Origin of the sequence: Streptomyces celluloflavus (assembly GCA_000720995.1) — a bacterium.
Classification (GTDB): Bacteria; Actinomycetota; Actinomycetes; order Streptomycetales; family Streptomycetaceae; genus Streptomyces; species Streptomyces celluloflavus.
Genome location: JOEL01000039.1, coordinates 39,341 through 59,008 on the forward strand (window position 1 = coordinate 39,341; position 19,668 = coordinate 59,008).

At 68.0% G+C, this 19,668-nt stretch carries 15 protein-coding genes and 3 pseudogenes; 11 read left to right on the top strand and 7 right to left on the bottom strand.

Going from position 1 to position 19,668, the window contains the following annotated elements; translation table 11 throughout:
• The first annotated feature begins 42 nt into the window (after nucleotides 1–42).
• Complete coding sequence (locus tag IH09_RS27520; protein ID WP_052860191.1) at nucleotides 43–630, top strand: TetR/AcrR family transcriptional regulator; 588 nt, start codon at nucleotides 43–45, stop codon at nucleotides 628–630.
• Between the two features lie 1,583 nt (nucleotides 631–2,213).
• Here the strand turns inward: IH09_RS27520 and IH09_RS27525 are convergent.
• Nucleotides 2,214–3,422, bottom strand: a complete 1,209-nt coding sequence (locus tag IH09_RS27525) for an N-acetylmuramoyl-L-alanine amidase (protein ID WP_052860192.1) — start codon at nucleotides 3,420–3,422, stop codon at nucleotides 2,214–2,216.
• A 466-nt stretch (nucleotides 3,423–3,888) separates the two neighbouring features.
• Between IH09_RS27525 and IH09_RS40720 the strand changes: the two are divergent.
• The 3 genes and pseudogenes from IH09_RS40720 to IH09_RS27535 all read left to right on the top strand — a co-directional run.
• Nucleotides 3,889–4,146 (top strand): annotated as a pseudogene (locus tag IH09_RS40720) (DnaJ C-terminal domain-containing protein); the annotation flags it as partial.
• A gap of 153 nt (nucleotides 4,147–4,299) precedes the next feature.
• Nucleotides 4,300–4,509 carry a hypothetical protein gene (locus IH09_RS27530; RefSeq protein ID WP_052860193.1) on the top strand — a complete coding sequence of 70 codons (210 nt, stop codon included), beginning with the start codon at nucleotides 4,300–4,302 and terminating at the stop codon, nucleotides 4,507–4,509.
• 307 nt (nucleotides 4,510–4,816) lie between these two features.
• Nucleotides 4,817–5,866: an RNA ligase family protein gene (locus IH09_RS27535; protein WP_190233430.1), complete on the top strand. Its 1,050-nt coding sequence runs from the start codon at nucleotides 4,817–4,819 to the stop codon at nucleotides 5,864–5,866.
• Between the two features lie 201 nt (nucleotides 5,867–6,067).
• On the opposite strand, the gene IH09_RS27540 is transcribed toward IH09_RS27535, so the two are convergent.
• Complete coding sequence (locus IH09_RS27540) at nucleotides 6,068–6,448, bottom strand: winged helix-turn-helix transcriptional regulator (protein WP_052860195.1); 381 nt, start codon at nucleotides 6,446–6,448, stop codon at nucleotides 6,068–6,070.
• Between the two features lie 89 nt (nucleotides 6,449–6,537).
• Between IH09_RS27540 and IH09_RS27545 the strand changes: the two genes are divergently transcribed.
• From IH09_RS27545 to IH09_RS40725, 3 genes are all read left to right on the top strand, one after another.
• A complete protein-coding gene (locus IH09_RS27545; RefSeq protein ID WP_052860196.1) occupies nucleotides 6,538–7,365 on the top strand; it encodes a polysaccharide deacetylase family protein in 828 nt (275 codons plus the stop codon).
• A complete protein-coding gene (locus IH09_RS27550; protein ID WP_052860197.1) occupies nucleotides 7,362–8,288 on the top strand; it encodes an NmrA family NAD(P)-binding protein in 927 nt (308 codons plus the stop codon). Before IH09_RS27545 ends, IH09_RS27550 begins: the two co-directional genes overlap by 4 nt.
• 118 nt (nucleotides 8,289–8,406) lie before the next feature.
• Nucleotides 8,407–8,739 carry a hypothetical protein gene (locus IH09_RS40725; RefSeq protein WP_404827293.1) on the top strand — a complete coding sequence of 111 codons (333 nt, stop codon included), beginning with the start codon at nucleotides 8,407–8,409 and terminating at the stop codon, nucleotides 8,737–8,739.
• Between the two features lie 666 nt (nucleotides 8,740–9,405).
• Here the strand turns inward: IH09_RS40725 and IH09_RS27560 are convergent.
• Nucleotides 9,406–10,518 carry an FAD-dependent oxidoreductase gene (locus IH09_RS27560; protein ID WP_052860199.1) on the bottom strand — a complete coding sequence of 371 codons (1,113 nt, stop codon included), beginning with the start codon at nucleotides 10,516–10,518 and terminating at the stop codon, nucleotides 9,406–9,408.
• 71 nt (nucleotides 10,519–10,589) lie between these two features.
• On the opposite strand from IH09_RS27560, the gene IH09_RS27565 reads away from it, so the two are divergent.
• Nucleotides 10,590–11,270 (top strand): TetR/AcrR family transcriptional regulator, encoded by a 681-nt coding sequence (locus tag IH09_RS27565; RefSeq protein ID WP_052860200.1) that lies wholly within the window; start codon nucleotides 10,590–10,592, stop codon nucleotides 11,268–11,270.
• A 647-nt stretch (nucleotides 11,271–11,917) separates the two neighbouring features.
• On the opposite strand, the gene IH09_RS40245 is transcribed toward IH09_RS27565, so the two are convergent.
• On the bottom strand, nucleotides 11,918–12,490 hold the full coding sequence (locus IH09_RS40245; RefSeq protein ID WP_240150443.1) for a transposase: 573 nt from the start codon (nucleotides 12,488–12,490) through the stop codon (nucleotides 11,918–11,920).
• 48 nt (nucleotides 12,491–12,538) lie between these two features.
• Nucleotides 12,539–12,862 (bottom strand): annotated as a pseudogene (locus tag IH09_RS40250) (helix-turn-helix domain-containing protein); the annotation flags it as partial.
• Between the two features lie 250 nt (nucleotides 12,863–13,112).
• Between IH09_RS40250 and IH09_RS27575 the strand changes: the two are divergent.
• The gene (locus tag IH09_RS27575) at nucleotides 13,113–13,676 is read left to right on the top strand and encodes a GNAT family N-acetyltransferase (RefSeq protein ID WP_052860201.1); all 564 of its coding nucleotides are present in this window, start codon (nucleotides 13,113–13,115) and stop codon (nucleotides 13,674–13,676) included.
• 227 nt (nucleotides 13,677–13,903) lie between these two features.
• Here IH09_RS27575 and IH09_RS27580 read toward each other — a convergent pair.
• Nucleotides 13,904–14,460: pseudogene (locus IH09_RS27580) on the bottom strand (IS30 family transposase); the annotation flags it as partial.
• A gap of 504 nt (nucleotides 14,461–14,964) precedes the next feature.
• On the opposite strand from IH09_RS27580, the gene IH09_RS27585 reads away from it, so the two are divergent.
• Both IH09_RS27585 and IH09_RS27590 read left to right on the top strand, forming a co-directional pair.
• Nucleotides 14,965–15,510: an isochorismatase family protein gene (locus IH09_RS27585; RefSeq protein WP_052860203.1), complete on the top strand. Its 546-nt coding sequence runs from the start codon at nucleotides 14,965–14,967 to the stop codon at nucleotides 15,508–15,510.
• A 527-nt stretch (nucleotides 15,511–16,037) separates the two neighbouring features.
• Nucleotides 16,038–16,844 carry a methyltransferase domain-containing protein gene (locus IH09_RS27590; RefSeq protein WP_052860210.1) on the top strand — a complete coding sequence of 269 codons (807 nt, stop codon included), beginning with the start codon at nucleotides 16,038–16,040 and terminating at the stop codon, nucleotides 16,842–16,844.
• Nucleotides 16,845–17,353: 509 nt separating this feature from the next.
• Here the strand turns inward: IH09_RS27590 and IH09_RS27595 are convergent.
• Nucleotides 17,354–18,283 carry an NAD(P)H-binding protein gene (locus IH09_RS27595; protein WP_052860204.1) on the bottom strand — a complete coding sequence of 310 codons (930 nt, stop codon included), beginning with the start codon at nucleotides 18,281–18,283 and terminating at the stop codon, nucleotides 17,354–17,356.
• Between the last annotated feature and the right edge of the window lie 1,385 nt (nucleotides 18,284–19,668).

Below are 19,668 nucleotides of genomic sequence, written 5' to 3' on the forward strand. Positions count from 1 at the left end.
GTTTAAGAACCGTTCCGCCTTTGTATTTGATAGCGTCAGGGCATGACCGTGCCATCCGGACGCCGCGAGCGTAAGAAGGCCGCGACCCGCCAGAAGATCGCTGACACCGCCCTGCGGCTCTTCCTGGAACGCGGGTACGACGCGGTGGGCATCCGCGACGTGGCCGCCGAGGCCGACGTGGCCGTCACCACGCTCTTCTCCCACTTCGCCTCGAAAGAGGCCCTGGTCTTCGAGCGGGACGACGACTTCGAGCAACGCCTCACCCAGGCGGCCACCGGCCGGGCACCGCACGAACCGCTCATCCCTGCGCTGCGCCGCGAGATCCAGGCCCTGGTGCGACATTGCACGGCGGACAGCGCCGCCCCGATCTGGCGCTTGATCGACGAATCACCTGCCCTGCGGGAGTACGAGGAGTCGATGAGGCTGCGCCACGCAGAGTCGCTGGCAACGGCCATCGCCGCCGATCCCGGCCTGCCGCAGACCACCACGGCCTGCCGGACGATCGCGAGGTTCGCCATCGACGCCTATTCGCTGGCCCGCGAGGCGGCCGATCCGGAGGCCGCGGTGGACGAGATCTTCCAGATGATCGAGGCGGCCTGGGCGGTCACCTGCCCTACCCGACGCGCGTGAGGAACTGCTCCTCCAGGCAGGGCAGGGGCCGGTCGGGCCATGCCATGACGAGTCGCTGAACGCCTGGGTTCGACCTCAATCTGCTTGAGCAACTGGCTCACGTCGTCCCGGATGAGGCGCTTCAGCTCGGCTGTCGGGACGGTCTCGACTTCCCGGACGCGGTGTTCGGCGCGCTTGACCGTGGACCAGCTCCAGCGGCAATCCGCCGCCCTCTGCCCGGCCTTGGACGGCCGCTCTCCGCCGGCGCCTGCCGGACGGGTGAGCCGGACCAGCCCTTCGCACTGCTCGTCATGGGTGCCAGTGGGCAGGGCCCGGCCTTCGGAGAGGAACCCCCGAACTCGCTGTTGGCCTGCGGCACGGTGGTGAAGACGACCAGTCTGCGGATATCACCCGCGAGGCCGAGCCCGCCGTAGAGGCCGGCCCGAAGACATCAGGATCTCCGGCGGGGCATCTACTTCGGCGTGACGGGAGCAGGCCGCCTGGCCCCAGCCATCTGGGCCTGGGCGAGGGGCCGGCCGAGGACTTGCTGATCGAAGGCGGGCCACAACCATCCGGCGAGCAGCGAACCAGGGCCGGACGGGGCCTCGGTGCGAGCTCTGGTTCTGCAGAAGCCAACTCGTTGGAGAGCGACATCCGGCCCCGCTCCCGAACTGCCAGGCAGCCGCACGGGTTGGAGACCTACCGGCTGCCCACTCTCAGGTCGAGGCGACGAGCACTGCGGTAATGGCGGGCAAGGTCCCATGTGGTGGGGAGGGCGGTCGTTGTGCCGGTATCGGCGTGGCGGGCGGCAATGCTGGAGGGGGACTGGCACGCGTGCGCCTGGTGCCGGCATCCGTGCCGCGAAACCGTCGCTCTCGCTCTCTCAACGGCGTTGGGCGCCGTTCCCAGTTGGCCGGAAAGTCGACCTGCCAGGTGCCGTGGGTGGGTCGGGCCTCGGTGCCCCGGATCGTCTGGATTCTGCGGGAGGTTTCTGACGACGCGGGCTGGACGGCGGACGAGGTGATCGCGTTCCTGGACCGTAACCACGTCCCGGACCTCGTGCACCGTCCGTCTGAGCGGCGGGCGAGAGCGGTGGCCCCGTAGCCGACTGCTGAGGGCCGGGCGTGCCGTACGGGCGTACCGGGACTCCCGCAGCGCGGAGCCGGCCCGCCCCACGGAGTGGGAAGGCAACCGGCAGGCCCCGCGCAGCGAGTCGGTCCGCCGCCTGGTCGCCGAAGCGTTCGCCGCACGCCCGCAGCAGACGGACGAGGAGCAGAGCGAGGTGCTGCCCGCGCAAACCGACGCCGACGACTTCAGCACGGAAGACCGGGCAGACCTGCGGACGACGGCCTCGGGGCGAATTCATGAAGCGTGAGACGACGGCCGACACGTCCGGGCGGCCCGCCGCTGAGTGGGTCTACGGCGCTGACCTGGTGCAGCGTGCACTTCGCCTCGCGAATGGGCAGCAGCAACTCGCTGATGGCGAGGGGACACCGGTGGGTGGTCACCGGCTTCGACTTGGCCCAGGCCGCACTGCACCAGGCGCGCGAGGTCGCCCGAAGGCGGGCGTCAGAGCGCCGTGGTGAGCATCAGCGCATGCGGTGTCACCGCCGGGCCCGCGGCTCGGCCGGTGCGATACCCGCCGTCTCCTGGGCCTGGGCCATGCGGTCGGCGACCTGCTGGCGCAGGGCGGGGAGCAGCGCGTAGAGGTCCTCACCCGGGCACAGCGTCGCGTACACGTCGCGGTGCCCGGAGACGACGTCGACCGTCTTGGGCTTCTGCCCGGCGAAGTCCAGGACGGCCTTCCCCTTGGGGTCCAGCTGGTACTGGGCGCCCTTCCAGGCGAGGATGTCGCGCACACCGTTGAGCATGTCCGGCTCCGGCTTTGCGCTGCCCTCCTCCGTGGGTTCGAAGTTGCCGAGGGTGGCCACGCCCAGAGTGCCGGTGTTGTACCCGGCGGCGTGGCCGCCCAGGATCGCCTTGGGGCTGGCGGAGGGACTCGCGGCGATGCTGCCCCGGCGCCCCTCCCATATGCCGCCGAACCGGTCGACGACGAAGTGGTACGGGAAGTCGCCGTACCCCTCGTTCTCGATCTTGTCCGTGTAGATGGCGCGCATCAGGCTGGGCACGTCTTCAGAGCGGTAGGCATTGCCGTTGACGGTGTGGTGGACCACCATCGCCCGAACGGTGTCCATCCCCTTGAGTCCGGGGTCGGCCTTGGACTCGTCCGCGCCCCAGTCGGCCCTGGTGTGGACCACGGGTTCGAGCCGGTCGGCGGCGGACGCCCCGGCCGTGCCGACGGCGGCCGCGGGCTTCATGGTGAGGCGCTGTGTGCCCTTGCTGCCACTTGCCTCCGGCTTCTTGTCCGGGTTGATCAGGGAGAGCCGCAAGTTCCTGGGGAGTTCGCCCTTCTCGGTGGTCAGGCGCAGTTGCGCCCCGTCGGCGGTGTCGGAGAAGAAGACCCCGGAACCGGTGCGCTTGGCCTCGCCGGAGTCCTGGTCGCCGCCGAGCGGGATGTCCTGCCATGCGGTCCACTCGCCGTTGCGGTGGAACCGGGCGGTGGCATGGGCCCCGTGGTCGAGGCGCACCCCCTTCTCCCAGGAGAGGCTGACGGCCCGGAAGGTACCGGTCGCGTTCCGCTCCACCCTGATCTCGCGCTCGGCTTTGCCGTACGTGGTGCCCGGCCGCGGTTCGCCCGCCGATCCGGTCAGCGGAACGTTCGTCATCTCCGTCGTGGGCGCGACATCCGCGACCGGGATGGCGACATCCGAGGCGGCGGGCTGCCCGGCCGTCAGGACTGCCGCAGCGAGCACGCCTCCGGCCAGCAGCGTGGCAACGGTCCAAGCTGTTCGTATTCGTGACATCTGGGCGCTTTCACTGAGTGCGGGCCGTAGTAGCCCTAAATGATCAAGTGTGCAGGCAGTACATCACAACAAGCAGCGCCAAAAGACCCTTTATGGGCCTGAACGGTGAAAGCACATACCATCCCGGAACACAGACACCGGCGAGTCGGCCGGCAACGCCCGGAGCAATGCAGGCGATCGAGGCCGCAGACGCACTGCACACGCACCACGACCTCGACCGCGACGACGAGTTACGGGACCGACTGGCTGCCGGGCTCAAAGCCGGGAAACTCCGGCAGCGACGACCGGCACGGCATCCGGCATCACCCACCACCGGCGTTCTCCTCGGCACCCCCGCCTGCATGCCCTCCCGGTGCGCTGCGGCGCCTTCGGCTGCCGCTTCGACCTGTACTTGCCCGGGTGCGTGCTCGACGGGATGGTCACCGGGCAGTGGCCTGTCGGCTGCGACTCCAGAACAGGTGACAACGGCTCAGCAGGGCGCGCCCCGTGTGAAGGCTCCGACCGGCTCAACGACTTACGCACCTACCGAGTCCGGATCCCCGCCGATGTCCCGGCCGGACAGCAACTGCGGCTGAGGGGCTTGGTGCCCGGGGAGAACGGCGGCGCACCGGGGGACCTCCTCGTCACGGTGCACATCGACCGACGGCCACAGCCGGCCCTGGTCCGTGAGCCCGCTCACCTGCGGTATCCGGCCAGGGGAACGCTTTCCGTCAATCACAGGCAACCCCGCCACAGTGCCGCCGGACCCGGGCTACACAAGGGGGCTGGAATGGGCGCCCGCTGCCTTGTGGCGTGGGCGTCGTGGTCTTGTGGGAGGTCTGCGCGCTTGCTGACTATCAACGTGACGCTGCTGCTCGTGGTCATCGTCCTCTTCCGGCTGCGTCGCCGTACGGAAGCCAGGAGCAGGCTCGACGAGAAACTGACCGTGGTCATCGTCCTGGCTCTGGGCGTCCTGATCGCCCCAACCCCGGTGGGTCACGGAATCCTGACCTTCCTGGGCCAGCTCGCCAACAGCGTCTCCCAGTCCAGCCGCTGACCAGCAGAGAGAGGCAGACGACGGACTTCGAGTTCGAGTGCTGGCGGCGCGAGGCGGCCGCGCCGCGCTGATCGCGGACCGCGTTGTCCGTGTCGCCGGCCATGAGGACGGTGCCGAAATCGTCCTTGGCGGCGGGCAGGTGCGAACGGCGGCCCGAGAGAGCGACCTTCGAAAAACGGGTCACTGAATCTCCGGCGCCGGCTGCGTGGCAAGGGCATCTGCGGCTGCCCCGCAAGCGTTGATCCCTCGGAGTCGGCACAGCGAATTGTGGTTGTCCGGGCCTCCACGGAAAGCGATGATCCTCCTCATGTCCAACGCTGCGACTGAGGATTCCCCACTACGGCCGTATCCCAAGATCTCCGCCAGGGGAGGGCTCGGCGTGTCCGGAGTCCGGGAGTGGGTCGCAGTGGAAAAGGTGCATGGAGCGCACTTTGCGGTGGTGTGTGACGGTGCGCGGGTCCATCCGGCGAAGCGGCGTGAGCTGCTGGGCGACGAGGCGTTGGATGGCTTCTTCGGTGTGAGCAGAATCTGGCCGGTGCTGTCGGTGGCGGCGGCCCGTTTCACCTCCGCACTGCGCGGTATCCGGGGGGACGCTGCGGTGGTGACGATCTACGGTGAGCTGGCCGGGGGAAGTTACCCGCACCCGGATGTTCCTGCTGTTGCCGGGGCCGAGCCGGTGCAGACGGGCGTGTGGTACGCGCCGGGCCTGCACTGGTTGCCGTTCGACGCATCGGTCGAGACGGCTGAGGGACGCTGCTGGATCTCCGACCATGCCCTGCGCGGAGCCGCGGCGGCCGCCGGGCTCAGCTGCCCTCCCGCGCTCGGGCGCGGCGCCCTGAACAAGCTCCAGGAGCTGCCGTGCGCCTTCCCCACAAGGGTCCCAGCCCTCTTTGAACTGCCCGAACTGGCGGACAATTTCGCCGAAGGCTACGTCCTCAAACCGGCCGACGAATGGCCGGAGGCGGGTTCCGCGCAGGCAGGCACGCGTCCGGTGGCCAAGGTGAAGCAAAAGTCGTTCGCGGAGGACGAGCGGTACGACGGCGCACGTCCTTACCTGCCACCACCGCAGGGAGCGGCCGGAGTCCCCGCCTGGCTCCTGGCCCACGCCTCGGCACTCCTCACCCCCGCTCGCGCGGCCGCGGTGGTCAGCAAGCTGGGCCCCCGCACTCCGGTGGACGCTGTGGCGGAGGAGATCACTCGGGATGTTTCGGAAGAGCTCGCCGAAGCGCTGGGAGGCTTGGAGGACACACTCCTGCGCCCCCTGGAACGAGCGCTTCTGCCCGGGGCACGCTCCCTGGCGGTGTTCGATGCCAAGGACCGCAATCCCTCCCGGACAGGCAGAGAAGGCACCCGGTGACGACAGCGAGCAGCCGTCTCAGCAAAAGGCTCGGCGGGTAAGGCGACGGTCAGGTGTGGCTGGTCGGCTCAGGCTGGATCGCGCGCCCGCCGTCCGGTTCAGGTCAGCGCCCTCGGGGGCACTCGGGTCGCGCAGAGGGCGCAAGCCCCCGACGGCGTCGCTGACCTTGATGTTGAACTGGTAGTCGAACAGGGCAAAACGTCATCCGTCAGTCCGCCGCCCCGGTAGCAGGCCGTCCGTTGTGGACTCGCGGAACTCCACCACGGCCCCGCCGTGCTCGTGGGCCCACTCGGTCAGCACGGCGATCGGCTTCACCAGCGTCCGGCCCAGGTCCGTCAGCACGTACTCGACCTTCCCGGCCCCGGCATGGCGGTCGACGAGGCCGTCCCCTTGCAACCGCCGCAGCGTCTGAGTCAGCACTTTCCGGGAGATCCCGCCGATCAGATCGACCAACTCGCCGTGCCGGCACGGTTTCCGACTCAATGCGAACAACACGACCACCGCCCACTTGTCGGCGATGATCTCGATCGCCAACCGAGCCGGGCAGTCGGCGAGGAAGACGCTGCCGGGGTACTCACGCACGCCCCGATGCTAGCCCGCTGCCAGGAACCTCAAGGTACCTACCGCCTCATTAGCGTTCACAGCGGAAACTACCGAAACAGGGGAAACGCATGAGGACAGAGATCGACTGGCCGGGCGGGCGGAAAGTCGCCGTGCTGGTCACAGTCGCGTTGGAGCTGTGGGCACCAGGGCACTGTCCCGCCTACGCGCCGATGGCCGCGGCGTGGCCGCTGCCCGGCATCGACGACACGCACAGCGCCTCCTGGGTGGACTACGGCGTCACCACCGGCATCTGGCGACTGCTCGACATCCTCGGTGACCTGCCGGCCACCGTCGGCATCAACGGCCTCGTCGCCGAGCGATACCCCGACACGGTGATGGCCGTACACCACGCGGGGCACGAGATCGCCGGGCACTCCTGGACCCAGGACGTCGTACCCGCGCTGCTCGACGTGGACGCCGAGCGGGACAACATCCGCCGCTGCACCGACGTCCTTGAGCGCGTCACCGGCGTTCGCCCGACCGGGTGGATGAGTCCACGCTCCACTGGTTCGAAGCACACCAGCGATCTCCTCACCGAGGCCGGCTACGGCTGGACCGGCGACCACAGCGACCACGACCTCCCGCAGGTCCTGCCCACCGCCCACGGCCCCCTGGTCTCCCTCATGCACGGTGATCACTCCGACGTCCGCAGCGCCGCAGCAGGCCCGTACGCCTACCGCGACCTGCACCGTGCGCTACTGGACCAGCTGCTCGCCGCCCCCGGCCCAGGCGTCTTCCACTTCACCGTCCACGCCCACGTCGGAGGCCGACCGCTCCTCGCGGGCATGGCCGGCCAGATCCTCGACGACATCCGCGCGTCCGGCGACGTCTGGGTCGCCACCCACGCCCAGGTGGCCGAACACGTCCTCACCCGTCTCGGGGGAACAACGCCATGACCCACGTTCTCGTCGGCGGCGGCACCGGAGCCATGGGCAGCCACGTGGTCCAGCACCTGCTCGCCACCACCGACGCCACCATCACCGTCCCCACCCGCCACCCGGAGTCCGCTCACGCCACCGAACTCGCCGCCACCGCGCCCCACCGCCTGCAGCTGGTCCGCTCCGACCCAGCGGCCCTCAACGCCCTGATGGAGCAGGCCGACCGGGTGTTCGCCAACACCGACTTCTTCTCGACGGGCAGCGCCGTGGGCGAGTACCGGCAAGGCATGGACCTGCTGACCGCCGCGGAACGGGCCGGCGTGGAGCGTTTCATCTGGTCCTCGTTGGACAGCGCGGTGTCACTGACCGGCCACCCCGTCCCGCACTTCGACAGCAAAGCCGCCGTCGCCGCCCACATCGGCCTGATGCGGTCAGAGGAAATGCTCCGCAAGGAGACCGACGGCTGGTACACGAACCACGTCTCGGTACTGACCACGGCGCCGTACTTCGAGAATCTGCGCGACCGACTCACCCCCCGGCCAGACAATCGGGGTGGCCTGGTCTTCAGGCTCCCCCTCGGCGCCGCCCGCTACCCGCTCGTCGCCCTCGACGACATCGCCTGGTTCGCCGGCCACATGTTTGAAAACTGGCAGTCCTGGGGCGCCCGCGACCTCGCGGTGATCGGCGACAGCCTCACCGGCGACGAGATCGCCGCCACCTTCACCCGGGTCGCGGGCACGCCCAGCACCTACATCCCGATGCCGCATGACGATCTCCGCGCCGCGGTCCCCGACTTCGGCCACGACTACGCGGCGATGTTCCAGTTCTTCGCCGACCGTGATCTCTACGGCCGAGACCGGGACATCACCCTTCTACGCCGCCTGCACCCCGACTTGATGACCTTCGAAGACTGGCTGCACCACACCGGATGGACGGGATGACCACCCACCACGGATCCTGCTCCGGCCATATGGGCTCGCCGGGTTGACGGTCGTGGCGGTCGGATGTGCGGTGACGTCCGATCCGACCGCTGGGGGCGAGGTGGCCGAGCTTGTCCGTGTGCGCAGACTGACCGACCAGGAGGGGCGGAAGCCGCAGCAGATCGTGCGTCATGGCCGCACCAGTTCGGTGCGCTACCGACGCGCGAGGATGAACGACGTCGACCAGAAGCAGAAGCTCCTCTTCGAGGACCTGACCCGCGAGCAGGCCCTGAACCGGCGCAACCGCGTAGCCGCCGACCACCAGATCGTCCGCGGCCACATCGAGCGGTACGGCGAGCAACCGGCACAGCGCCTGTTCACCCCGTCGTTCGCCGCGACGGTGCAGCGCCTGTCCGGCCTGGGGCACCTGGAACTCGGCTACACCTGGTGGGGCAGGCATGAGCGGCGGTGAGGTGTCCGGGGCGACTGGTCCGGGTCGCGCTGCGGGGCCGCGCTCGGTGCGCTGGTCACCAGCGGGCCCGGGAACATCCGGCCGCTGACGCCTCTCTGCGGGAGCGAGGGGCGGCCCTCGCCCCGACCTTGCCGGGAACGTCCCCACCGTCGGCTTCGACCCGGACTCCGGCCGGCTCACCGTGTGCCCGGAGTCGTCGGCGTGGACAACGAAGGCGCGCCTGGAGCAGACCCGGGGCACAGAGGCCGCCAACGCCGCGGCGGACCGGACGGTTGTGCGCGCCCTGCGCATCCTGCCGCCCGGCGCCGTGCCCGCGCCCGTGCCCGTCCGGGCCGACGCCGTCTCGGACGGGCTCGGCCACCGCGCGGGCGGTGGAACGGCAGGCCGCCGTGCCTTTGCCGAGCCCGACGTCGCCCCGGTCGGCGGGCCGGCCCCTCGCAGCGGTCGGCACACAGCGCCGCCGCCAGACCGCGGCGACCGAGAATCGCAACGGCCGGACGAGAGGCACCACCGGGTGCTCGGTGCTGCCCGGTAGGCCGGTGAACCTCCAACACAACCGCCGTGCCCGCCACGGATCGGTCCTCATGCGTACCGAGGGACACGGACCGCGGGTGGTCGCGCTGGCTGGGCGTGGGCGGCCGGTTGTCTGGTCGTATACGGCTGCATTCAGCCAGGTTGGAAGAATGCGAGCATTTTCTGGCCGGCATCCGGCGACGTCAGGATTTCCTGGACGTGCGCGGACTGCCGGCCGGCGGCGCTGGTGCGTGCGAACATTTCGCGTTCGTATTCCTTGACGGCGGTGGGAAAGTCGTCCGGGTGCGCGGCCAGCGCGAGGCCGAGCAGGGCGCCGTCGAGCAGCGCCATGTTGGCGCCCTGCCCCACCGGCGGCATCAGGTGCGCGGCATCGCCGAGCAACGTGACGCCTGGCCTCGACGGCCAGGTCAGGCCGACCGGGAGAGTGGTGATCGACCGCGGCACGACCGTGTCGTCGCAGGCGGCGATCAGCGCGGTGAACCGTGAGTCCCAGCCGGTGAACAGCTCGATCAGCCGCACCCGGGCGGCGGCTGGGTCGTCGAACGGAATCCCACTGGTGGCGAACCAGTCCTCGGCGGTGTTGAAGCTGAGGTAGATGCGGACGCGGCCGTCGCCGTTGCGCTGCGCCGACAGGGATTGTCCGTTGCCGAGCACCCAGTAGTTGCCTCGTCCCACCATGGTCGCGAGGTCGGGATGGGTGCGGTCGATGTCGGGAATGCCGAGCTCAATGGTGTTTTGGCCGGTGTGTGCTGGGCGGGCGTCGGTGAGCAGTGCGCGGACCTGGGAGTCCGCGCCGTCCGCGCCGACCAGCAGGTCATACGCCGCGCTGCTGCCGTCGGTGAAGTGCAGCAGGCCGTGGTCGGCGTATGCGAACGCGCGCCCCCAGTGCACCGTGTGCTCGGGGAGAGAGTCCAGCAGCAGGTTGCGCAGATCGGGGCGATCGACCTCAGGTCGCTCGAGTGGGGCGTCGTCGGGTGTGTCCTCCTGGAGCAGCAGGGTGCCGTCCGGCGCGAGAAGTCGCAGGTCCTGGCCTTCGCGACGGGCAATCGCGTGGAACTGGTCGATCAGGCCGGCCTCGCGCAGCGCTCGCTGGCCGGTCCCGGAGTGCAGGTCGAGCATGCCGCCCTGACCGCGTGCGCCGCGTGACGGTTCGCGTTCGTACACGGCGGCGTCGATGCCGTTCACGTGCAGCACACGGGCGAGAGCCAGGCCGCCGAGTCCGGCTCCGACGATGGCGATGGTCATGGTTGCCTCCCCTTCGATACGCCGTACTGATCGATACACTGTATCGACTGATGCGATGTATTGTTAGCGGCATGTTGGTGTGGGAGAGGCCGGAGCCACCGAATCGACCCGTGCTGGCCCCGCTGAACCGAGAGCGGATCGTGCTAGCCGCGATCCAACTAGCCGACGCGGACGGCCTGGAGGCGGTGTCGCTACGCAAGGTCGCCGCCGCGCTGGGCGTCGGGCCGATGCGGCTGTACACCTACATCGCCAGCAAGGAAGAGTTGCTCGACCTGATGGTCGACGCGGTCCACGCCGAGATCCGGCCGGTCGGAGACGGCTGGCGGGAAGTGCTGCGGTCTCTTGCCGAAACCACCCGGCAGGCCGCTCACGAGCACGAATGGCTCGCCGATCTGCTCGGTGGGCGCCCACAACTCGGGCCGCACGCACTGGCCAGGGGAGAGGCAGTGGTGGCCGCGCTGGGCGGCGTTGATGTGGACGCCGTCATGCCGGTGGTCACCGCGGTCGACGCGTACGTGATCGGCGCGGTACGCCGGGAGATCGCCGAGCGGCGTGCCGAACGGGTCACCGGAATGGACGAGAAGCGTTGGCAGGCATCACTCGGGCCCTATCTGGAACGGACCTTCGCCACCGGCCGATTCCCCGCGCTGGCCACGGTGGTGCGCGATGCCGCCCACCTGGACGCCGACCACACCTTCCGGATCGGCCTCGACTTCCTGCTCGACGGAATCGAAGCCCGCATCTCAAGGTGACACGCGGCCGAAGGACCGGACCGGTACCGCCAATAACGCCAGGTCGGCGCGGACGAGTTGAGATGATGCAACCTCACCAAAGCGCGCGGAAACTGAAGAAATTCCATGGGACTGAGATTCAAACCGCATTACATCCCGTGAGATACCTCAGAGATCCGCTGGTCGCTTGGCTGGGTCTGGCGGGAATCGCGTTGGGGCAGTGCTGGTGAGGTATCGGATCTCGCTCGGGTCGTGTCCGGTGATGTCGGCGTGGTGTCCCGAACGGGGTCACCCATCAGGGAGTTTGCCGGACTTGCGGGCGGCCTCCGTCGGATCCAGTACCTCTTACAGGCCGGAGCCGTGAGCGAGTAGGTCCGCAGAAATGGGCGGGCAATCGTGGAGCACGGTCCACACGCCGACCGAGTAGAGCCTCAGCTCGTCGAGGTACTGGGCCGGCGAATTCTAGGGGGCCTTTGCAACACAGGTGATCAACTGGCTGTGGCCAGGAGCTGAGTGGTCGGCGCTCGAAGTCCTTCCGGGGTTGATCATGCGGTGACGCAGGCGGAGGAATCTTCCTGCCGATCGATTGTGTGTCGGTCGATCCTGGCCGGCAGATCGTCCGGGTCGGAGGTGGTAAACCTCCACCGGAATGGCTGTGCCGTGGCGTTCTAGCGGTCTTCGAATGCTCGGAGCCGGTCCCGGACCTCGCTGAGATCCGTGAAGTCGTTGGGCGAGACAACCTTGCGCTGGACGATGGAGAAGAAGATCTCGACCTGGTTCGTCCACGAGGCGTGCACGGGGGTGTGGACCATGACAGCCTTCGGAAACCCCCTGGTCAGGCGATCTATGGCCTTCTTCCCTCGGTGGGAGGAGCCGTTGTCGACGACCCGGAAGACACGTCTGGCACTGGCGTAGGGCTCGGTGGTCATGACCTGGGTGGCCAGGTTCATAAAGGGCCTGATGCCCGTTCTGGGTTCGCAGAGACCAAAGACACGGGCGCGATGGACGTCGTACGCGGCCAGGCAGGCCAACGCGCCGCCGCGGTCGTATTCGTGGTTAACGCGCATCGCCCGGGGCTGCCCGGGTGCCAGTGTCGGGTGGCAGCGGCAACGCGCCTGGATGGAAGTCTTCTCATCCGCAGAGATCGCATACTCGTCCGCGCCCAGCGGGGCGCCGTCGAAGGTGCGGGCGTACGGATCCAGCCCGCGTGCGGCCTTGGGCCGGAGGACGGGGTCGCGCAAGGAGATACAGGACTGGAACTGCCAGGGCTTGAGCGCGTCTTGTTTGAGTCAGCGCCGCACGGTGGAACTGGAGATCGACCCGACGATGGGCTGGGCGACCACCTCCCTGGACGGTTCCGGACACGACCAGCGCAACAACGGCGCGCCGGTCCCGGCGGGTAACTGACAGGCCAGCGCCTTGACCTCGGCAACCTGCCGCGTGGTGAATGAGACCGGTCGGCCCGACCGCTTGCGGTCAGCCAGGGCAGGCAGCCCTCCAGCGGCGAAGCGGCCCCGCCAGGTGCGCACCGTGTCCATGTGCAGCGGCGTCTGCACGGCTATTCGGGCGTTGGGACGGCCTCGGGCCGCCAATAGCACGATGGTTGCCCGCTGACGGACCTGATGCGGGGCCTTGTGACCCGTAAGCCATCTTCTTCAGCCGGTGGCACTCGGAGGCGGTCAGCATGACGGGCACGGCGGAGGTGAGAGGCATGGGAGAAACGCGACCGATCCTTCAAGGCAACGGGGAACTGGCCGACATCAGAGCCCACCCGTCTCCATATCCTGCGACATCATGGCAAAGCCCCCGAGCTTCCGAGGAAAACCGTTGAGCTGCCCGACTTGCTTCAGGCACGATCGACTCGTGGACACCTACCTGGAGACCGAGCGCCTGGCCCTGCGCCGCTTCACTGCCGATGACGCGGACCTGCTGATCGAGCTGGACAGCGACCCAGCGGTGATGCGCTACCTGACCGGCGGCAATCCGACCGCGCCAGAAGTCATCCGCGAGCGCCACCTGCCGAACATCCTCAACGGCTACGAGAAGTGGGGCGGCGACCTCGGACTATTCGCCGCGCACGAGAAGGACGGCAACGCGTTCATCGGCTGGTTCATCCTGCGTCCCGAGCCGGAGGGCCCGCTGGACGAAGTCGAACTCGGCTACCGGCTGCGGCAGGCGGCTTGGGGCAAGGGCTATGCCACCGAGGGCTCGCGGGCCTTGCTGGGCAAGGCGTTCACGGAGCTCGGTGTGCGCATGGTCTGGGCTGAGACGATGTCCGTGAACCACGGTTCGCGCAACATCATGAAGAAGCTCGAAATGACGCTCGCGGATACCATCCCTACTCCCTCCGACATGGAGATGGTCGAGGGCTCCGAGCATGGAGGCGTACGGTACGAGATCACCAAGGAGCAGTGGGAGCAGCAGTAGCCAAGGCGTGAACGGCCGTTCCGCATCGACGCCCACCGGAACCGGTAGGTGGACGGCAGGAGCCGTACCAGGTTGAACCCGATCCCCGCCACGGACTGTTGGCTACTGTCAACGACACCCCTTACTGGGCGATCAGCGACTGGACCGGCAGCAGTAGCGGCGGCGCTGACACGGCGGCCCTACCCTGGCAGCAGCCTCGCTCTGCAACCAAGACACCTGGGCAGGTCTCACCACAAGTCCTGCTCTGAGGTCAGCCCCCGAAGGAATTCGAGCTTGGACCGCTTAGCGAGACGCTCGGCTGGGGTTTCCCAGCCGAGCGTCTCGCGTGGCCAGCTGTTCAGCTCGGCGGCGACAGCGGTCAGGTCCTCGGGGCTGTGGGTGGCGAGGTCGGTGCCCTTGGGCAGACCGTTGGTGTTCTCGTTTGAGCCGCGTTGCCAGGGGCTGGCGGGGTCGCAGAAGTAGACCGGGACGTCGGTGGCGACGGTGAAGGAGCTGTGGGTGCTCATTTCTGGGCTCTGGTCCCAGGTCAGGGATCGCCGGAGGTGGACGGGCAGGGTCTGGATCGTGGTGACCAGCGCGTCCCGGACGTTTTCGGCGCGGTGGTTGTCGGGCAGGTGCAGGCGCAGGAGCATGACGCAGCGGGTGGCGCTCGACAACGGTGGGTACTGATAGCCGACTTGCCGTCCTTGCCGATAATGAGGTCGGCCTCCCAGCGGCTGGGGACGGTACGGTCTTCGGCTTCGGCGGGGCGTTCGCTGATCGTGATCATCGGGGTGGCGAACCGGATGGACGTCTTCTCCCGCAACCAGTCGCCGATGTAAACCCGTTCCTCCTCGCGCAGGTACCGCGACGGCCTTGAAGGCGGCTCCGCATGGTCCACCGGCTTTTCGGGCAGTCCGGGAACTGGATAGATCGGCGGGACCGCCTTCAGACCCTTGCCTCGTGAGTGGTGACCGTGGCGCCACTTCCTGCCGGCCCGCGCATTGATGCCGGTGAGGCGAGCCGCCTCCCGAGTGCTGTGGCCCTGCTCCATGAGCCGAAAGTATGCGGCTCGCTCGGCCATCAACTAGCGGGTCCCCTGAGGAGTCCGCACCTTCCGATCTCGAAGTCCATCGCCTCCCCTGAGCTGGGGTGTTGCGACGACCACTAGAAGGAAAGGTGGGGCCCTCGTGTGTTCGGGTGCCGGTAAGAATCGTTTCATCAGCAGCAAACGGCAGTGGCGATCGAGGTGACGGATCGTTCTTTCGTGATCACGTCGCCGCCCACATGGGGGCGCTACCGTGAGCCCATGGCACACGCTTCCGCGCTCCTCGTCATCGATATGCAGAACGACACGGTGTCCATTGCCTATCGGGCCGCCGAGGCCGTCGCCGTGATCGCCGGACTGCGCGAACGTGCCAGAGCCGCCGGCGTACCGGTCGTGACCATTCAGGATCAGGGCGCCGGAATGGAAACTGGGACCGAGGGCTGGCAGATCGTGCCCGAACTCTCGCCTGCCGCCGACGAGACTGTCGTCCACAAGATCAGCCCGGACAGCTTCCTGGACACCGATCTCGGCAAGGCCCTGGAGGCGTTGGGAGTCACCGAGGTGGTCGTCACCGGGTTCGCGACCGAGATCTGTGTGGACACCACGGCGCGGCAAGCGCTCAGCCATCGATACGACCTGGTGCTGGTCGCCGACGGGCACACCACGTCTGTCCGGCCTGACAGTGGCGAGTACGCCTCGCCGGGGCAGTCGATCGCGCACCACAACGAGATCTTCCGGCACATCGACTTCCCTGGGCGGAACATACGGGTGCTGCCCGCGTCCGAAGTGGACTTCACTGCGGCTTAGAGGTCGTCTTCATCTTTGGTGCGGTGGTTTTCCCTGGTCTTTGCCATGGAGGAGTGTCGTGCCGACGAGGCTGTCGGTGTGGTTGAGTTTCGGGGGCCGGGTGGGGTGACGGCTGGGGCAGAAGGTTGCTTGGCTGCTGCTGCGCCGCCGCAGCGCTTCTTCGCGCCGGGTCGTCGGCGTTCCGCTGGTCGCCCGGCGCTGCCGTTCTCTTCCCGGACGGCGGCCGCCTTGCTTTCCCAGCCGATGCCGATGCCGACCGTCGCCTCAGGGTGTGTCGTCGTCTCCCGTCCGTCGGCGCCCGCGAGCTTGGCGTCCGGCGGGAGCCGGATCAGCTGCCAGATGGTCGGGAAGATTGCCGGGCCGACGTGGTCCTGGCGGTCCGTCCCTCGCGGGGCTACTCCCTACGGGGCGCCGCCCCCTGAGCCAGGTCTTCTTGGGGTGACCGAGCAGCTGTTCCCCTCTGCGCTAGGGTCCTGACGGGCCGCGTTCTGGATCTCTGCGGCGGGGCCGGGAGGGGGACGGTGCAGGTGACGGCTTTCGATGAGTATGAGCGTCGGACGTGGTCCGGTCGTGCTGACGCGTTCGCGGGGAGCTTCGCGAAGCTGTGTGCCTATCCGGCTCCGCAGTTGCTCGATGCTGCGGCGGTGGGAGAGGGAGCGCGGGTTCTCGACGTCGGGACCGGGACGGGAACGGTGGCCGCGGCCGCCTGCGAGCGTGGCGCAAAGGTGACCGCGGTAGATGCCGAGCCCAGCATGGTGGTGCTGGCGGGCCGCGCTGCGCCGGCCGCCGAGGTTCTCACGGCTGTCTTGCCGGAGCTCCCCTTCGAGGACGGCACATTCGATGCAGTGGTCGGCAACTTCGTGCTCAATCATGTGGGCTGCCCGCGGGTCGCTCTCACGGAGCTTCGCCGGGTGCTTCGCCCAGGTGGGCGGATTGCCCTGACGATCTGGGCAGCCCCTGCGCCCGCCGGCCAGGCTCTGCTGGGACGGGCCGTCGAGGCAGCGGGAGTCACTCGGCCCCCGCATCTGCCTCCGCTCGCCGCGGAGGACGATTTCCCGCGGGATCCGGGCGGCCTGGCTGGGCTGATGATGTCGGCCGGGCTGCGTGAGACGGCGTGCGAGACGCTGTGCTGGGACCACCGAGCCAGCCCCGAGGAGTGGTGGAGCGGGCCGATGGCCGGGGTGGCCTTCATCGGGCAGCTGCTGCTGAGCCAGCCCGAACAGACCCGAGCGGACGTCAAGCGGCACTTTGACAGGCTCTCGCAGGAGTTCCTCGGCGAGGACGGCCAGCTGGTTCTTCCCCATGCCGCCTTGCTGGCCAGCGCCTGTCGCTGAGTCGGATGGCTGGGTAGGTGGCAACGGCGTAACTCACAGGCAAGGCCATGGAGGTTTTGGTGCTGTGGGGGTGGATGGTGCGGGTCGTTGGTTTGGGTCGTGGTCGTGTGTGGTTTGGGCAGGGTGTCGCGATGGGGTGTTGAGGTGCTTGAGCACGTTGTCCTTTTTTGGCGGGTGAAGTGGGTGTGCACGGTCTGTTGTGGGGGCCGGGATCGGCGTTGTGCTCCTCGTTCGGGTTCTGTTGGAGGACGGGTTCTGCCTCTCGGGGATCGTCGCTGTGAGCGGCAAGTACTGCCGGGTGGTTTCGGTCTGGATCCGTGTCGTCGATTACGTCCTCGGTTGCGGCGGCGGTTAGGGGGTGTATCGGCTGATCGCCGGCGTCTTGTGTCTGTGGGCGGTATTGGTTGTGTCGTTGGACGGGTTGTGAGTCCGGTGGTAGGGGATTGGGAGCGCGCTTCCCTCATGCGAGTGGTGTGCTGCTTGGCTGGTTTGTATGGCTTTTTTCGGGGTCAGTGGGGGCTGTTGAAGGGGAAGAGGGTGGGGTTGTTCTGGACGTATTCCCGTATGCCGGTGGGCGGCTGTCCGGTGATCTGTTCGATGTCGTTGGTGGCGCGGTCGTAGCGGTTGTGGGCGTGTAGGCGGGCCATGGTGGCCAGATGTTCGAAGACGTGGTCGGGAAGGTTCAGCGTGCGCAATTCCTGGTTGATCCACTGGTCGTAGGGCGGGTTGAGGTAGTGGATGGGCCTGCCCAGTACGGTGGAGAACTCTGCTGCCAGTTCTGTGAGGTCCTGTGAGGTGGGTCCGGTCAGTTCGTAGTTGTGGCCGATGTGTGGTGCGGGGTCTGTGAGGATCGTCGTGATGACCTTCGCGACGTCTGCGGCTGCGACGGGGGATGTGCGGCCGGTCCCGAAGGGCAACCGGATCGTCGAGTCCTTCGCCATCGACTCGTACGCGAAGATCCGGAAGAGCGGGTTCTCCAGGAATACGGTGGGCCGGATGTGTGTCACGGGCAGGTCCGACCAGTTCAGGACTTGTTCGGCGAGCCAGTGCTGGTGTTGCTGCGCGGATTCGGCCGTACTGGTGAGGTCCATTTGTGAGACGGTCATCTGGGACATGTTGACCAGCACGTCCAGGCTGCCGTACTGGCGGGCCGCGGCGGCTACGGTCACCGTTGCCTCGAGGTACTGCGCTGAGACGCCCATGCCGAAGTACATCCGTCCGCAGCCGTCCAGCGCGCGAGCGACGTCGGCGCCGTGGGTCAGGTCCCCTACCACGACCTCGGTACCCAGTGCGCGTAGTACTTCGGCCCGTTCGTCATCGACCCGGACGAGGGTGCGAACCGGCAGATCACGCTGTCGCAGTGCGTCGGCTACCAGTCTGCCCACCCCGCCCACGCTGCCGGTGGCGCCGGTCACGAGAATCGGCTGCTCGCCCGTCATGAGGCTCCTCCTGTGATCGGGTAGTACCCTCCGGCGGCCTCGCCTTGGGCACGAGGGTACGTTCGCTGCGCCCGGTCGGCACCGTGGCGGGCGGAGCCGGGTGTGTGGGGGCGGGCGGCCTCCGGCTTGAGCTTGATGGTCTTCCTGCTTGGCCGATGCGCTGGCGGAGGGCGGACGAGAGCTTCGGAGGCGGTCAGGGCTGTGTGAGCCCAGGTCTGGGAATTCGTACGGATGCTGGTGGTTTCTCGGTGCCGGGTGCCGGGTGCCGGCGGGCGGGCAGTCGTGGATCTGGATGGGGTGCTCGTGTCGGCGCGCTGCGAGGAGCCGGACGCCGCTGCAATCTGGAAGAAGACCTTCGAGCATCATCCGCTGATGGGTTTGGTCGGTCAGGGTGGGCGTGGTGAGCTGGTCGCGGGATTGCTGCGTTTGGGCGATGCGGGCAGCGGCCCGGCTTCGGTCAGTTCATCAGGGTCCGCCTCGCGTTGGCCTGGCTGCGGTAGCGCTATCGGTGTGGCTGGCGGGCGTTCAGCTGTCCCGTCTTCGGCGGCGGCACTCGCGAGTTTGTGGTCTGGCTGGCTCAACGTGGCCGGTGGCTGTTCTGCTGGTCGGTGTGGCCGTCACCGGCGTCATCCGTCAGGCTGTCCTTGATGTCCTGTCTTAGCTTGGCCGGCGGTCGTCGAGTCCGGTGGCGAGATCCGCGGCGGCGTCCCGGGGCGTCGGGTTTGAGGGTGGTGTTCTCAAGGGGTGGCCTCTGGTCATGCGAGGCTGCGGCTGGGGTGCGTGGTGGTTGTGATCTGCCTTGGGTGGGGTGTGCGTGGTGCGGGTGTGCTCGGTGAACCGGTAGTCGGTCGGCCAGGGTGAACCGGGGGCTTTATCTGCACTGTGGGCCGCCAGTGGCTTACTGGTTGGAAGCTGCTATTCCGTCTGTCATTGTTGCCAGGAATCGTTGTTGTACTTGAATGTCTGGCCTCCATGATGCGGTGCGGGATTGGTTCTGGCTGTGAGGGTTTTTTGGGTTTGCTGTTTGTGAGTGTGGTTGTTCTTTGTTGCCGTCCGGTTGGGTTTTCGCCGTCTGCTGGTGGTGTTTCGGGTTCGTCTGGTGTTGGCTCTGGTTTGGTGTGGTCGCAGGCGGTTCCAGTGCCTTGATGCTCTCCCTGGTTTTGGTTGGCCGGTAGTGCTGCGTTCCGGCGAGCGGGGGCGTCAGTGGGTGGGCTTGTGGGGGTTGCTGTCTGCCCGGTGTGATGGCTGGGGAGTGGCCTGGTTGTCACGAGTGCGGAGAGCCGAGGCAGGCCGGCGGGGAACCCGGTGGTCCGTCACGAAAGATCGGGGTTGGTTGGGGCTGGGCGGGTGGTGTGGGTTGGGTTTGGTGGTGGAGGGGGCTGGGG